We start from the raw sequence: 14,723 nt of genomic DNA, 5'->3' as shown, positions 1-14,723 counted from the left end.
CTCTCATTCTTTTTAACAGAATACCCAACCTTCATAGCCGCCTGCTGCATTAAATAGAGCACAACCTATTATGAGGCGGTGGACAAGTGGGCCAAGTCAATAGATTAACACGGAGCAAACCCTGTCTGAAGGATAAACTCAATACGGGCAGAGCCGCCAGTTCCGGCTTCGGCTGGACCTCAAGCAACTGGAGCGGTTATGCCATTTCCGGCAAAAAAGGCAGCTACCGGCAGATATCTGCCGACTGGATCGTCCCTTATGTAAAGCCTACGGAAAAAGCTACGTTCTCCTCGGCCTGGATCGGCATTGACGGCTTCAAGAACAGCAGCCTGATCCAGACCGGCACCGGCCATGAGTCGGTGAACGGTAAAGTCCGGTATTATGCCTGGTGGGAGATTCTCCCCGCCTCCGAAACCGTCATTCCTTTTCCCGTCTCCCCCGGCAACCATATGCGTGCTTCCATCGTCAAGCTGAGTCCCGGCAAATGGTGCATCACCCTGCGCAATCTCAGCAAAGGTTGGGTCTTCCGCACGGTACAGCGCTATAACGGACCGCAAAGCTCTGCCGAATGGATTGTCGAAGCACCCCAAGTGGGATTCGATATTGCTCCGCTGGCCAAGTTATCCACAGTCTGCTTCACCTGCTGTCAAGTCAATGGGCGCAGCCCCAGACTAAAGGTCTCAGACGGCGGCGTTATGATCCAGAATAAGAAGCTGTTGGCCGTGCCATCTCTCCCGCGTTCTTGCGGAAGCGCCTTTTCGGTCAGACGGATCTATCGTAAAAGTCCCCCTGCCGTGTATTCCAGGAACCCTATTTATACGACTCCCTGACATACTGCCTTGCTCCAAACACACAGGTCCAATATATCCATTTACATCCCTGATATCAACATATATCTTGAACTTCCAGAGCGTCCGCTTATCAAAAAAAGAGCAGCGGCAATCAAGCGCCACTGCTCTTCTCATTATATCTTATTCGTGCTGCAGAAGCTCTTCCAAATCCTAGTCGGCTGGAATCGTATCTACCTTCACCAGGTTAGTGGAACCGGAACGTCCAAGCGGGATACCTGCAGTGATGACTACAAGATCGCCGGCTTTAACCAGACCGGAAGCCTTACCGCCGTTAAGAGCTGTTTCCAGCAATTCGTCAGTAGAATGAGCTTCAGGACCGAATACAGGAGTTACGCCCCATACCAGCGCCAGCTGACGCATTGTTCTTTCCTGGGTAGTAACAGCAATGATCTGTGATTTAGGACGATATTTGGAAACCACGCGTGCAGTGTGGCCAGTTACAGTCGAAGAAATGATCGCTTTAGCATTCAGATCCAGAGCGGAGATCGCTACGGATTGGCTGATCGCTTCAGTTACGGTAGTTTCTTGAGCAATCTGCTGCTTCATGAAGATCTCACGGTGGTTCAGAGCAGATTCTGCTTTCTCAGCAATACGGGACATAGTCAGTACGGATTCTACCGGATATTTCCCGGCAGCAGTCTCACCGGACAGCATGATTGCATCAGTTCCGTCGAAGATTGCGTTCGCTACGTCACTTGCTTCAGCGCGGGTCGGGCGCGGGTTGCGCTGCATGGAATCCAGCATTTGGGTAGCTGTGATTACCGGTTTGCCGGCGATGTTACATTTCTGAATCATCAGCTTCTGAGCCAAAGGTACATCTTCAGCAGGGATTTCTACACCAAGGTCGCCACGGGCAACCATCAGGCCGTCGGATACTGCCAGGATCTCATCCAGGTTATCGACACCTTCCTGGTTCTCGATCTTGGAGATGATCTGAATGTGGGAAGCATCATGCTTCGCAAGCAGTTCACGGATTTCCAGAACGTCGCTGGCTTTGCGTACGAAAGAAGCGGCAATAAAATCAATGTCCTGTCCGATCCCAAAAATGATATCATTGGTATCTTTTTCCGTAATACCCGGCAGGGAGATGGATACTCCTGGTACGTTAACACCCTTCTTGCTCTTGATCGTACCGCCGTTAACAATACGGGTCTTGATTTCGGTGCCTTGAATGTCGACAACAGTAAGGCCGATCAGGCCGTCGTCGATCAGGATCGTCGATCCTACTTGAACATCGTTAGGCAGGTTGTTGTAAGTGATGGAGATACGGTTATGGTCGCCAAGGATCTCTTCCGTAGTCAAAGTCAGATACTCATCCTGAACCAGTTCAATCGGTTCTACTTCCAGCTTGCCAGTACGAATCTCCGGTCCTTTGGTGTCGAGCAGGATGGCAACAGTCTTGCCCAGTTCCTTGGATGCTTGACGGATCGTGTTGATCCGGGCTCCGTGCTCATCAAAATCGCCGTGGGAGAAGTTCAGACGGGCCACATTCATACCAGCCAAAATCAATTTTTTGATATTCTCCAACGATTCACTTGCAGGTCCGATCGTACATACAATTTTACTTTTCCGCATTAGGTTTTCCTCCGTTTTTTCGTTCTCTCTGTCTCGCTTTTTCCAACTACAAAATCTACTATAAGGCTTGCTCTCTGTATAGGAACTTTATCACATGTAAAGACATGCACGTTTTATTGCGCCCTTATGAATATTACTGCATGTTGAGCACAAAATCAATGTTAGTGCCTGTTTTTGCTGTAAATTAAAGTCGAATAATACTAGGATGGCCGATAAAAGAAAAATCATCCCGCAGCAAGCACAGGATGATTATAGTGGGAATAATTGTATAACAGGTCTTGTCCCGTCCGTAGTCTGGAATAAGCTGGAATATGTTAAAAAGTGCAAATCCGGCGGACCGGCCATGCCGCTCATCCCCCGGAGAAAAGCTCCCGCTTACTCCACAATCTGCGCTTCATCCTGATCGTAATCCTGCTCCAGCACCGACTCGGAAAACTCGCCGATTTTGCGGAATTTCAGATAACGGTCTTCCTTCAGCGCTGCTGCATCCATGCCGGACAGCTCCTGCAGGTGACGCCAGACTGTGTCCTTCACAGCCTCCGCCGTAGCTTCGTAATCCCGGTGCGCACCGCCTCTGGGCTCTGCAACAATCTCCTCGATGACTTCCATCTCCAGCAGATCGGTGGCCGTAATCTTCATGGCCTCCGCGGCCTGCTCCGCCTTGGTGGCATCCTTCCACAGAATCGACGCCGCACCGTTAGGGGAGATCGCCGAATAGATGGCATTCTCCAGCATCAGCACGCGGTTGCCCACGGCCATCGCTAAAGCTCCGCCGCTGCCGCCCTCGCCGATAATCACACAGATGACCGGCACGGCCAGCTGGGACATCTCGAACAAATTACGGGCAATCGCTTCAGATTGTCCGCGTTCCTCTGCGGTATTGCCGGGGTACGCCCCCTTGGTATCGACAAAGGTGATGATCGGACGGCCGAACTTCTCCGCCTGCTTCATCAGGCGCAATGACTTGCGGAAGCCCTCCGGATGGGCACTGCCGAAGAAGCGGAGAATATTCTCCTTCGTATCCTTGCCGCGCTGCTGCCCGATAACGGTCACAGGCCGGCCGTTCAGCTTGGCGATTCCGCCGACTACCGCAAGATCATCACCGTACAGACGGTCACCATGCAGCTCAATAAAGTCCGTGAAGATAAGCCCGATCAGATCCAGCGAGGTCGGGCGTCCGTGATGCCGGGCCAGATGCATCTTCTGGGCCGGGGATATATTGGAATAGATCTCATTCTCCAGCTCGCTGTAGCGCTCCTCAAGCCGGGCTACCTCATCGCTGAAATCAATGCCCTTCTCTTCACCGAACTGCTTGAGCTCGGCGATTTTTTTGCGCATTTCTACCAGAGGCATTTCAAAAGGCAACTCTCCTGCCAACCTAAAATCCCCCTTTCACATCATGCAGCTCCAGCAGCTTCGTGAGTGTGGAGCGCATTTCCTTACGGTGCACGACCAGATCCAGCTGTCCGTGCTGCAAATTGAACTCTGCCGTCTGGAAATCCTCCGGCAGCTTCTGGCGGATCGTCTGCTCGATGACAATCCGTCCGGCAAAGCCGAATACCGCTCCGGGCTCGGCAATAATAATGTCGCCCAGGCTTGCAAAGCTCGCCGATACTCCACCGGTAGTCGGATCAGTAATGACCGAGATATACAGGCCGCCTGCTTCACTGAATCGGGCCAGCGCGCTACTTGTCTTCGCCATCTGCATGAGACTGAGAATGCTCTCCTGCATTCTGGCTCCGCCGGAGGTGGAGAAGATCAGCATCGGCAGTCTCCGCTCTGTCGCTTCTTCCACCGCTCTTGTAATTTTCTCACCAACCACAGATCCCATGCTGCCGGTAAAGAATTCAAAATTCATCACGGCTACAATCACCGGATGTCCGCCGATGCTGCCCTGGCCGGTGATTACAGCCTCAACCTGTCCGGTTTTGGACTGCTGCTGCTCCAGCTTGGAGGCATAGCCGGGGAACTTCAGCGGATCAATCGACGCCATCTCGCTGTCGAACTCAATGAACCCTTCCGGATCAAGGATCATTGCAATCCGTTCGGTTGCATTCAGGCGCATATGATAGCCGCAGGACGGGCATACTTTCAAATTCTTCTCCAGTTCCTTGCTGTACTGGATCGTTCCGCATTTGGCGCACTTGCTCATTAGACCTTCGGGAATCTCCCGCTTAGGGCGCTCGCCTTCTGCCGGTCCGCCGCTTCGCTCCAGACGTTCTGAAGGAATAGTCGCGTACTTCCGTTTTTTCTGAAATAAATCTTTGAACAAGGGTCGCACCTCTTCAGCCGTTTATTTGCGCAAATAGCAGCTTGCCGCTGTCATGAATGCTCTTGAATCTCTACGTTGTACTCTTCAGGGGTGCAGAATCAGATTGAGGACCTCCTGCACTTCTTCAAGCTCTCCCGAAGGGACCAGAATCTCAAACTGCTGCTTGGACATATTGATGGGACGGCATTTAATCAGAAATCCTTCTTCCGTAAGCTTCCTCTGGATCATCTCCGCCACTTTGGCGGTCGGCGCTATATAGATTACCGTCCACATGCCCTGCAAGGCCTCCCTAATCTCGAATCTAGCCGTATCCTGAATATAATGAAATTATGATAACACAGTTTTCTTTTTTCCCGCAAGCAAGCCCGGCAGGAAGAACTCAGGAGCGGGAGGCCGACCGCAGCGCATCAGGAGCAGCCGTTATTCGGTCCCTGTCACATGGGGATAGACCTTCGCACCCTCATGCCCGTGGGCGATCCGGGCTGAAGCTGCAGCCGCAATTCCGGCCACAAGATCATCCAGGAATACATGAATGCTCCCCTTATCATCATTCAATTTGCCGATAATTCCAAGCTTTATTTTATCCAGGTAGCCGAAGCTCGTCAGGCCGATCATTCCATACACGCTCGTGATGCCCAGCGCCAGCGTCTCGTCCGCCCCGTAGAGCGATTCATCCGCTTCCATTACCGCCTGAAACGGCTGGGGCAGCAGCTTTTTCTCGGCTAACTCATCCAGCGCAATCCCGGTCATGAGCGTATACTGGACCTCTCTTTTGTTCAGGACCGACTTGACGCTGCTCAGGCACTCCTCCTGCGTTAAGCTGGGATAATAGACCGATTGCAGGATATAGACGATCTCCGCGATCGAGTCCAGCGATACTCCCCGGCGCTCCAGCAGCTCCTCCGCCATTTGATAGGACATGATGTCATTCCCCTTCCGCACGGGGCAATGCCCCGCTATGATTTAGCTGAACTTGAGAGTGAAGCCTGACAGATTCATAAGTTCACTCTATTGGTTCCCTAATGTATGCGGAAGAGGGGACAAATGTGCTAAAAAGATCGGTGTATCTCAGCGGCTGCCCGTAAAAGATGCATCTGTGCAGCATCAGAATTAACTGGTGAGAAACTCTTTAACCAGCTGCCATGCTGAGGGTTTGCCAAGCCCCAATTAGGGGCAACGGGTATGCTTAGGTGTATTCTGTACAACTAAATCCTCTGATTTAGCGCAGACTTTCCTTTTAGCTGTAATCCATACAGTTAAACTGCCACTATACCCGGGTTCTCACCCATTCGGGCAGATTTAGTTGTACAAACTACAGCTAGGAGAGGAAAGCCGTCCTTTTCACGGTTGATAATTGCACATAATACACCTATGGGATTGTTCACTTCGAACAAGCTCCAAGTACAGTGTCAGCTTTAAAAGGGTGGATAGGGTTGTGAAACTCAGGGGTTCGTGTAATGAAACCCTATCACCCCCAAAAATCTAACGGACCGAAGAGAGCTTCTTCCCACGATAACGCCCCCTTATGCAGCGTAACGGACTCAGACGACCTTATCATCTTTCTGCGGGATGTTTTGGAGCTGAATTGCAGGGGATAAGGTCCTTTCGGTCCGTTAATCGCCCAAGTGACGACTTTCTTCCCGCATAAGAGCCCCTCAGTCCGTTACGCTAAGCCAATCGCCCCTAAAGAACAACCCTCGCATGGAAAAGATGTAAATTGAAGCGGGAATTGTTTCTGCTCCACTACTTTAAATCCGATAAGGTTCTAGCAGCGCATCAGATTAAAAATAGCGGGTCGGCATGATGAGGCCTGAACAAATAGAAGAGTAAATTGCTTGGGCACAATGTATGCGAAAAACCGAACACATTGCGAGGGCGTGACGGTAATCGGGCACAATGTATGCTAAAAATCGAACACATTGCGAGGGCGTGACTGTAATCGGGCACAATGTATGTCAAAAACCGAACACATTGCGAGGGCGTGACGGTAATCGGGCACAATGTATGCTAAAAATCGAACACATTGCGAGGGCGTGACGGTAATCGGGCACAATGTATGCGAAAAACCGAACACATTGCGAGGGCGTGACGGTAATCAGGCACAATGTATGCTAAAAATCGAACACAATTTTAGGTGGTATCGCTTTACTGATCCAACCCATAAAGATAATTCTGACGCTGCACCAGGATAGCTTGGTTGCTCCTATCGGAGGCGGACGGTCCCGGCACCCAGCATCTCTTCAATGGCTGCGAACAGCTCCTCCGAGGGCTCGATCCGGTAGCTGTCGCTCAGCGCAAGCACCTTCTGGTTGCGCTCGTAGAACAGCAGCGTCGCTGCGGGTCCCGGATGGGTCTGCAGCAGCGCCTGGAGGCGCGGCAGCAGACCCTTCAGCTCAGCGCCCGGCGTGATCTTGATAAAGACACGCTGGGCGCCGGGCGCTGAGCCTGCGAAGCGCTCAGCGGCGGGGTCCTGCCCCGTGCGCAGCGGGGCAGGGCTGCCCGGCCGCGCGTCTGACGCGGCCGTGGCCTTGGGCGCGGCCTGCGCAGCGGCCGCAGAAGCGCGCGCACCGGGCGGCTGTGCCGCCGGTGTGCGCGTGCCCGGTGCAGCGGCGGCGCCAGCTGCACCGCCGGGCCGGACGCCGGGGCCACCGGCGCCCGTGCGGGCTGCAGGAGCGGCCGCAGGCGCTCCTGCGGGGGCACTGCGGCCCGCGCCGTAGGCGGGCCGGGACCCGGCGCTGCGGCGCTGCAGCAGGCCGCGCACGCTGTCCGAGGTGAGCTGCGCTACCTCCTCGGCCAGCAGCTTGAAGCCCTCGTCCTCCTGCTGCACCTTGGCGCGCAGGGCCAGCAATGCGCCCTTCTCAATCAGGGCGCGGCTGCGTTTCCACACCTCCGGGAAGAGTACGACCTCGCAGCGCTCGATCTGGTCTTCCCACTCCACAAAAGCCATCGCCTTACCGGCTTTGGTCGTGATCTCCTTCAGCGACACGACCATACCGGCCGTCACGGTCATACTCTCATCCGCTGCTTCGCCAAGATCCATCAGCTTCTGCATGCCCGGCTCCTCCAGCAGCCCCGCATGGTCATCCAGCGGATGGCCGGAGAGATAGAGCCCGAGCAGCTCCCGCTCCAGCTCCAGCTGCTGGGTTCCGCTGAACCTCGGAATATCCGGGTAGCGGATCTCCCAGTTCGGCGTCTCGATCAGATCATCGAACAGCTGGATCTGCAGCTCATCTCGCTCCTTGCGCCATTTGGCCGCCGCATCCACCGTCTCATCCAGCATCGCCAGCAGCTGCGCCCGGTGTCCGGGCAGCGTATCGAAGGCGCCGGTCTGCAGCAGCGATTCGATCACGCGCTTGTTGCAGACCCGCAGATCGACCCGGCGGCAGAAATCGAGCAGGCTGTCGAACGGCCGCTCCTTACGGACTGCCATAATGTTCTCTACGGCCTGCGTGCCGACATTCTTCACTGCAGCCAGCCCGAAGCGGATAGCCCTTCGGCCTTCGCCGGGCACCGGAGTGAACAGCACCCCGCTCTCGTTGACATCCGGCGGCAGGACGGCAATCCCGGACCGGCGGCATTCCAGGACATATTCCGCCACCTTGCGGTGGCTCCCCATCACAGCAGTCAGCATAGCAGCCATGAACTGCACCGGATAATGCGCCTTAAGATAAGCGGTCTGGAAGGCCAGCACCCCGTAAGCAGCCGCATGGGCGCGCGGGAAACCGTAGTTGGCGAACCGCACGATCATATCATAGACCGCATGGGCGTCCGCTTCGCTGTAGCCCTGCTTCAGACTGCCCTCCACGAAGTGGCTGCGCTCCTGATCCAGCGTCTCCCGCTTTTTCTTGGACACCGCACGGCGGAGCAGGTCCGCTTCACCAAGCGAGAAGCCGGCCATCAGGGAGGCAATCTGCATGATCTGCTCCTGATAGACGATTATGCCGTACGTATCGGCCAGAATCGGCTGCAAATCCGCATGCGGATAGACGACCTCGAATTCCCCGTGCTTGCCCCCGATGAATTTCGGGATGAATTCCATCGGACCCGGACGGTACAGTGCCACCACCGAGACAATATCCTCGAACCCGCTTGGCTTGAGGTCCTTCAGTACCCGCCGCACACCCGCCGATTCCAGCTGGAATACGCCGGTGGTCTCGCCTGCTCCCAGCATCTCATAGGTGAGCGGATCATGATCCGGAATGATGCGGAAATCCGGCACGCTCCCGGTCATCTCCTTCACCCATTTCATGCAGCGTTCAATAATCGACAAAGTCCGCAGGCCGAGAAAATCCATCTTGAGCAGCCCAACGCTCTCCAAATGCTCCATGGAGTACTGGGTGAGCGCCGTGCTCTCATTGCCCGCCTGGAGCGGAACCGCATCGGTCAGCGGCCCCTTGGAGATGACCACACCAGCTGCATGCGTCGAAGCATGGCGCGGCATCCCCTCCACCTTCATCGCCGTGTCCAGCAGCACTCTGGTCTTCGGACTCGTCTCATACAGCGCCTTAAGCTCAGGCGTGCCCTCCAGCGCCCGGCTGATGCTGATGCCGAGCTGGCCCGGAATCAGCTTCGCCGCCTTGTCCACCTCGTTATACGGCAGATTCAGCGCCCGGCCCACATCACGGACAGCAGCCCTCGCCGCCATCGTACCGAAGGTGATGATCTGCGCTACATGCTCCTTGCCATACTTGTCTACCACATAGGCAATGACCTCATCGCGGCGTTCGTCGCTGAAGTCGATATCAATATCGGGCATCGTGATCCGCTCAGGGTTCAGGAACCGCTCGAACAGCAGATTATATTTCAGCGGGTCCACATCGGTAATCTTCAGCGTGTACGCGGTGAGACTTCCTGCAGAGGAACCGCGGCCCGGACCGGTAACAATACCGCTGCGGTGACAAAAAGCGATAAAATCCCACACGATCAGGAAGTAATCGCTGAACCCCATGCTCTCAATGACTCCCAGCTCGTAGTCGAGCCGCTTCTCGGCCGTCTCCTTTTGCTCCGGCGATTCCCAGAGCGGAGTATCCGCATAGCGCTGCTCCAGCCCGCTACGGCATAGCTGGCGCAGATAAGCAGCGGCATCCAGCCCTTCCGGCAAAGGCGAGAATTCCGGAAGAATATGATTGCCGAATGTCAGCTCCAGATTGCACGCTTCAGCGATCCGCTGCGTGTTCTCTATCGCCTGCGGTACATGCGGAAACAGCGCAGCCATCTGCTCCCCGCTTTTGAAGAACAGCTGGTCTGTCCCGATCTTCAGCCGGTCCTCATCGTCCACGGATTTGCCCGTGCCGATGCAGATCAGCACATCCTGAACCTCGGCATCCTCCTTGTCCATATAGTGGACATCATTAGTCGCTGCCAGCGGAATGCCGAGCTCTTCAGCAAGCGCAATCAGCTGCGGATTCACCCGCTTCTGCTCGGCAATCCCGTGATCCTGCAGCTCCAGATAGAAGTCGCTTCCAAAAATCTCCTTATACCGCAGAGCCGCCTTGCGCGCCTCCTCCTCCCGGCCGTGCAGCAGATGCTGCGGTACTTCACCGCCCAGGCAGGCGCTTAGGCAGATAATGCCCTCGGCATAGGCTGCCAGCGCCTCCATATCGATACGCGGCTTGTAATGCTGGCCTTCCAGATGGCCGATCGAGATCAGCTTCATCAGATTCCGGTAGCCGGTCATATTCTTCGCCAGCAGAATCAGGTGATAGATCGGCTGATCCTTGCGGCTTCCCCGCTCACGGCGCGAGCCTGCTGTCAAATAAGCCTCACAGCCGATAATCGGCTTGATTCCCTGCGCCTGGCAGGCTTTATAGAAAGGGATGGCCCCGTACATCACACCATGATCCGTCAGCGCCAGCGATGTCATGCCGTATTCGCCGGCCCGGCGCACGAGATCTGTAATGCGCGCCGCCCCGTCCAGTAAACTGTATTCGCTGTGCACATGCAAATGCACGAATGGGCTCATATTCCCCACTTCCCTTCAGCTCCAAATCAAAACATAAGATGAAACTATTTTATCATATTAGAGGGGGAACCGCCCATAGAATGGATTAAGAGCATATGGACAGGCAAAAGCAGGCCGCCGCCTGATCTAAGGAAGGAGCTTTCTATGGATATTTTCTTAAGCAAGGCCGTCCTCGACTTCTTCATCGCGTTCGGCATAGTGCTGGGCGGAGCGATGCTGGGCGGAATCGGCGCCGTCGTCTCTCTTCAACCGCCAACCGATACCATGCTGGAAATCGCAGACCGTATTAAGATATGGGCACTGGCTGCTGCCGTTGGCGGAACCATCGACCCGATGCGGGTCATTGAGAGCAATATGCTGGGAGGCAATCTCTCTCCGGCGATCAAGCAGATTCTCTATCTGGTGTTCGCCTTCCTGGGTGCTCATATGGGCAGCGAGCTGGTCAAGTGGGTATGCGGCAAGTAGAAGCGAAGGGGTGAAAAGATACATGCGACTTCCGCCGTTTGACCGCTACCGCCGTTTCTCGCAAATTGCTGCTGTGTTTGTGCTGGGGATGATTGTGGGAGCCGCCCTGTACAACGCGATTTATCATATGGGCTATAGCCTGCTCTGGGTCAATAACCACGATCTGCGGCTGGAGATTGCACAATACCGGAATGACATTCTGACGCTCAAAAAATATAACAACACCTCCACCGTCATCCGTGAGATTAAGGTGCGTACCGAGGAGAGCAAGGTCAAGGACAGCGCAGCGGCGCTGGACCCGGTGACAGCCAAGGAGGTCCTCAGCAAGCTGGCAGGCGATCTGGAGCCGCTGCGCGGGCGCAGCATGTTCGATATCGATTCCGACGGCAAGCTGGCGCGCCTGCTGCTGGATAACAAAATCTATCTGGCCCGCGAGAAGGAATACACCGTCAAAATCCGCACCATGCTGGTGATGGAGGGCGTGCTGCAAATCTGGGTGGAAATCAGTCCTTATAAACGCAGCTGAGCCGCAAATCATGATACAATAGTGGACAAATCACAATCACAGGATACAGAATGCCCGGCTTAGGCTACGCTGACTGCCCGGTCTTCCACAAAGGAGCTGCCGTTCATGATTATGTTCATTAAGTATCTGCTGTTTGCCCTGCTGGTTATCTTCATGGTATGCGCCGCCGCGTACAGCATCTCTTCCCGCAGAACTGCCGACCCGCTTATCCAAGGCACCAGACGCTCGATCATGAATATGCTGCTGGGCGGAATGCTGGTCACGCTTTCATTAATGTCGATGTTCATCTTCCGCGGCTCGACGCTTAACGTGGTCATTGAGGCTGCTTTTCTGCTGCTGGGCCTGTTCAATATCTTCTCGGGACTGCGCAGCTACAGCTACTACAGCCGGATGCGCAGCGGAAGCTGAGGATTCCCCCACTACACTCTGCGGTAGAGCCTGAAGCTGCGGTTTTCCTCCCCTCATCTACCGTTGGATGCCTAAGAGAATTGGAAATTGTACAGTTAATTTTGGGCCATTTATCAGTTCCGGACTATTAGTTGGAAAAAAGGCATTCCTTGCGCGTCCTTTCATCAGATGGTGCAATTCCCGGCGAATTAGTTGTACTTTTTCCACTTGCTGCTCCGATACGATCACATTCAGCATCAATAGATGCTCTTTTTCCACTTGCTGTATATTATGTTCATCTTTGCGTGGCGAATGTGGCATCACCCAACAGACGTAATCAACAGGTTACTCAATAGGCCGACTCGACTGATTACTTAACAGCTTACTCGAAACCAAATCCGCCAAAATTCTGTTGCCAGTACAAATAGACCAGTTGCTCATCCTGATTGCCTGCAGGACAGCCCTGGTCTATTTTATATTTTGCCGGGAATGAATCCTCGTTCATCGTCACTCTCATCGTTATTCGCCTAGCATTACCCGTTCATCGTGACACGCTAATCCCGCTACCCGTGGTCAATCGACTGCAGCATCAGCACGGCCTTGGCTACAATGGTATCCATATAGCTGATCTCGATCTCCAGCTTGCAGGTACGGCGGCTGATCTCCAGCAGCTTCGGCATGACGGTGATGGAATGCTCAATCTGTACCGGACGGATGAAATAGGTGGACATATTGTCCAGTACATAGTCATTCCCGGTGATGTCCTTGGCTGCCTTGAAGGCGGACAGGGTCATCAGGGTGGACAGAACCCCCTCCGAGATCGTTCCCAGATCAGTCGCCATCTGCGGGGTAATGAAGCCATGAAAGAACAGCCTGCCCTCCTCATCCCGCTCATCCGCGAACCCGTTCCAGATCAGATGATCGAACGTCTCTCCCAGCTGTGGCTGATTGCTGGCGTCGCGCAGGCTCTGCAGCACTTCACGGCGGGTGACCGATCCTACCAGCTTACGGTTGCGGTCCACAATGGGCAGAAAATCGATCCCCTCCCACATCATAATCTGCGCCGCCGAAGCCAGCGAGGTCTGGAGTGCAGCGGTGACCGGACTGCGCACCATCGCCTTCTCAATACTCTGCCCTTCGCTGAGATCCTCCACATCACGCCGGCCTACGATTCCGATAACCCGGTTCCACTCATCCGTGACCGGGAACCGCTGCTCGCCGCTGGCCTGTGACAGTTCACGCAGTTCTCCTACAGTGCTGGAGATTTTGAGCGTGTTCAACCGCAGCTTGCCCTCCACGATATCCTCGACCAGCATAATCTTCTTCTTGATCAGCCGGTCAAAAATCGCGCGGTTAATCATCGAAGCCACCGTAAACGTATCATGTCTGGACGAGATGACCGGCAGGTCCAGCTCATCGGCCAGCGCTTTGACCTCTCGGCTGGTGCCGAAGCCCCCTGTCACAAGCACCCCGGCCCCCTGCTCCAGTGCAAGCGAGTGCACATCATCGCGGTTCCCGACGATCAGCAGGCTGTCGGCGTCGATGTACCGGATCATGGCATCGACCTTCATCGCACCGATCACATATTTATGAAGATGCTTGTTCAGACCCTCTGCTCCGCCAAGCACATGCCCCTCAACAATATCTACTACATCCCCGAAGGTCAGCTGTTCGGAAATATTGCGCGGCTTCTTCTCCACACGGACCGTGCCAATCCGTTCCTTGGTGATGACGATTCCAAGGTTCTCCGCTTCCTTCACCGCGCGGTAAGCCGTACCTTCGCTGACCCCCATCTCCTTCGCCAGCTTACGGACGGAGATTTTGGTTCCCACCTTCAGACTTTCAATGTGCTGCAGCAGTTGTTCATGCTTTGTGATGTTATCGCCTTGACCTTCCAACTGTTACACCCCCATACCCCGATCTGTACTATTCTGTACCTATTATACATGCTGCCCGCACCGGAGTACAGCAGGTTACACTCTATCTTTCAAAAGTTATGACAGCCGGGAATATATATATAACACCGGGTAACTTACTCCCGGCAGGAGAAGCACCAAGTGGAAACGGCTTTGCTGTCCTTTTTAAAGGACGGTACCGTTTCAGCGAGAAATAGAAGGATAATGTGTAGCGTGAAACATATACATTCTTATATTTGCACAGGTAACCCCCGGTCCGCCGCAATGGCAAACAGGGGGTACTTTTACACCGCCAGCGCTATTCCTGGACTATGATCTCTGCGACACCCGGCCTTCTTCGTTCCACTTGCCCTGCCACTGCGCCAGCTTGGCCTTGCGGACGGCATCCAGACGCTTCTGCTTCTCTTCATCCACTCCGATAATGAAATGCAGATGCGAGGCAATGACCAGGAACGCGAAGACACACCAGACGATACCGAAGCCCAGCACCCAGCCGGAGCCATTCTGAATAGACAGCTTCGGCAGCGCGTATAACAGCATGGCCAGGGCAATCAGCAGATACACGGAATGCTTGAATTTACTTTTTTTTCTCATTGCAGGACCGCTCCTTCGCTCTACGGGATTGTTAGAATGATTCTATATCTCTAATCTATGAACCTGCGATCTGAAATATGAGACAAGCTGCGTAATTTTCCGGAAGGATGTTAGTGCCTTGTAGCAGTTTCTATCCTGTATGGCCCGGGTATGTGATGTTATATAGCGAAGGAGG

At 54.4% G+C, this 14,723-nt stretch carries 13 protein-coding genes; 4 read left to right on the top strand and 9 right to left on the bottom strand.

Annotated elements, in window-relative coordinates:
• The first annotated feature begins 86 nt into the window (after window positions 1-86).
• Window positions 87-830 (top strand): G1 family glutamic endopeptidase, encoded by a 744-nt coding sequence (locus tag MKX63_RS22370; protein WP_341020162.1) that lies wholly within the window; start codon window positions 87-89, stop codon window positions 828-830.
• Between the two features lie 171 nt (window positions 831-1,001).
• Here the strand turns inward: MKX63_RS22370 and pyk are convergent, their stop codons facing one another.
• From pyk to MKX63_RS22340, 6 genes are all read right to left on the bottom strand, one after another.
• Entirely contained in the window at window positions 1,002-2,426 is a 1,425-nt protein-coding gene (gene pyk / locus MKX63_RS22365; RefSeq protein WP_036725599.1) for a pyruvate kinase, read from the bottom strand.
• 375 nt (window positions 2,427-2,801) lie between these two features.
• Entirely contained in the window at window positions 2,802-3,803 is a 1,002-nt protein-coding gene (locus MKX63_RS22360; protein ID WP_341020160.1) for an acetyl-CoA carboxylase carboxyltransferase subunit alpha, read from the bottom strand.
• 1 nt (window position 3,804) lies between these two features.
• Window positions 3,805-4,698: an acetyl-CoA carboxylase, carboxyltransferase subunit beta gene (gene accD / locus MKX63_RS22355; RefSeq protein WP_341020158.1), complete on the bottom strand. Its 894-nt coding sequence runs from the start codon at window positions 4,696-4,698 to the stop codon at window positions 3,805-3,807.
• Window positions 4,699-4,782: 84 nt separating this feature from the next.
• Window positions 4,783-4,971, bottom strand: coding sequence for a hypothetical protein (locus MKX63_RS22350; protein WP_036700684.1), 189 nt, complete (start codon window positions 4,969-4,971; stop codon window positions 4,783-4,785).
• A 147-nt stretch (window positions 4,972-5,118) separates the two neighbouring features.
• Window positions 5,119-5,619, bottom strand: coding sequence for a phosphatidylglycerophosphatase A family protein (locus MKX63_RS22345; RefSeq protein ID WP_036700686.1), 501 nt, complete (start codon window positions 5,617-5,619; stop codon window positions 5,119-5,121).
• Window positions 5,620-6,901: 1,282 nt separating this feature from the next.
• On the bottom strand, window positions 6,902-10,660 hold the full coding sequence (locus MKX63_RS22340) for a DNA polymerase III subunit alpha (protein WP_341020156.1): 3,759 nt from the start codon (window positions 10,658-10,660) through the stop codon (window positions 6,902-6,904).
• A 144-nt stretch (window positions 10,661-10,804) separates the two neighbouring features.
• On the opposite strand from MKX63_RS22340, the gene MKX63_RS22335 reads away from it, so the two are divergent.
• From MKX63_RS22335 to MKX63_RS22325, 3 genes are all read left to right on the top strand, one after another.
• Window positions 10,805-11,125 carry a YtrH family sporulation protein gene (locus MKX63_RS22335; protein WP_209993411.1) on the top strand — a complete coding sequence of 107 codons (321 nt, stop codon included), beginning with the start codon at window positions 10,805-10,807 and terminating at the stop codon, window positions 11,123-11,125.
• Window positions 11,126-11,147: 22 nt separating this feature from the next.
• Window positions 11,148-11,651, top strand: a complete 504-nt coding sequence (locus tag MKX63_RS22330) for a hypothetical protein (protein ID WP_341020154.1) — start codon at window positions 11,148-11,150, stop codon at window positions 11,649-11,651.
• A 105-nt stretch (window positions 11,652-11,756) separates the two neighbouring features.
• On the top strand, window positions 11,757-12,059 hold the full coding sequence (locus MKX63_RS22325) for a YtpI family protein (protein WP_341020153.1): 303 nt from the start codon (window positions 11,757-11,759) through the stop codon (window positions 12,057-12,059).
• Between the two features lie 361 nt (window positions 12,060-12,420).
• Here MKX63_RS22325 and MKX63_RS22320 read toward each other — a convergent pair whose 3' ends face one another.
• From MKX63_RS22320 to MKX63_RS22310, 3 genes are all read right to left on the bottom strand, one after another.
• On the bottom strand, window positions 12,421-12,543 hold the full coding sequence (locus MKX63_RS22320) for a hypothetical protein (protein ID WP_341020152.1): 123 nt from the start codon (window positions 12,541-12,543) through the stop codon (window positions 12,421-12,423).
• Between the two features lie 58 nt (window positions 12,544-12,601).
• Window positions 12,602-13,936: a DRTGG domain-containing protein gene (locus MKX63_RS22315; protein ID WP_036721605.1), complete on the bottom strand. Its 1,335-nt coding sequence runs from the start codon at window positions 13,934-13,936 to the stop codon at window positions 12,602-12,604.
• A gap of 327 nt (window positions 13,937-14,263) precedes the next feature.
• Window positions 14,264-14,548 (bottom strand): hypothetical protein, encoded by a 285-nt coding sequence (locus MKX63_RS22310; protein WP_341020151.1) that lies wholly within the window; start codon window positions 14,546-14,548, stop codon window positions 14,264-14,266.
• Window positions 14,549-14,723 lie beyond the last annotated feature (175 nt).

It is taken from the genome of Paenibacillus sp. FSL R7-0179 (assembly GCF_038002265.1).
Classification (GTDB): domain Bacteria; phylum Bacillota; class Bacilli; order Paenibacillales; family Paenibacillaceae; genus Paenibacillus_AQ.
This window is presented reverse-complemented; position numbering and strand designations above follow the sequence as displayed.

Excerpts from the sequence above, each read along its gene's own strand:
- pyk (WP_036725599.1), bottom strand. The coding sequence starts at position 2,426 with ATGCGGAAAAGTAAAATTGTATGTACGATCGGACCTGCAAGTGAATCG.
- MKX63_RS22350 (WP_036700684.1), bottom strand. The coding sequence starts at position 4,971 with ATGTGGACGGTAATCTATATAGCGCCGACCGCCAAAGTGGCGGAGATG.
- MKX63_RS22345 (WP_036700686.1), bottom strand. The coding sequence starts at position 5,619 with ATGTCCTATCAAATGGCGGAGGAGCTGCTGGAGCGCCGGGGAGTATCG.
- MKX63_RS22340 (WP_341020156.1), bottom strand. The coding sequence starts at position 10,660 with ATGAGCCCATTCGTGCATTTGCATGTGCACAGCGAATACAGTTTACTG.
- MKX63_RS22335 (WP_209993411.1), top strand. The coding sequence starts at position 10,805 with ATGGATATTTTCTTAAGCAAGGCCGTCCTCGACTTCTTCATCGCGTTC.
- MKX63_RS22330 (WP_341020154.1), top strand. The coding sequence starts at position 11,148 with ATGCGACTTCCGCCGTTTGACCGCTACCGCCGTTTCTCGCAAATTGCT.
- MKX63_RS22325 (WP_341020153.1), top strand. The coding sequence starts at position 11,757 with ATGATTATGTTCATTAAGTATCTGCTGTTTGCCCTGCTGGTTATCTTC.
- MKX63_RS22320 (WP_341020152.1), bottom strand. The coding sequence starts at position 12,543 with ATGAACGAGGATTCATTCCCGGCAAAATATAAAATAGACCAGGGCTGT.
- MKX63_RS22310 (WP_341020151.1), bottom strand. The coding sequence starts at position 14,548 with ATGAGAAAAAAAAGTAAATTCAAGCATTCCGTGTATCTGCTGATTGCC.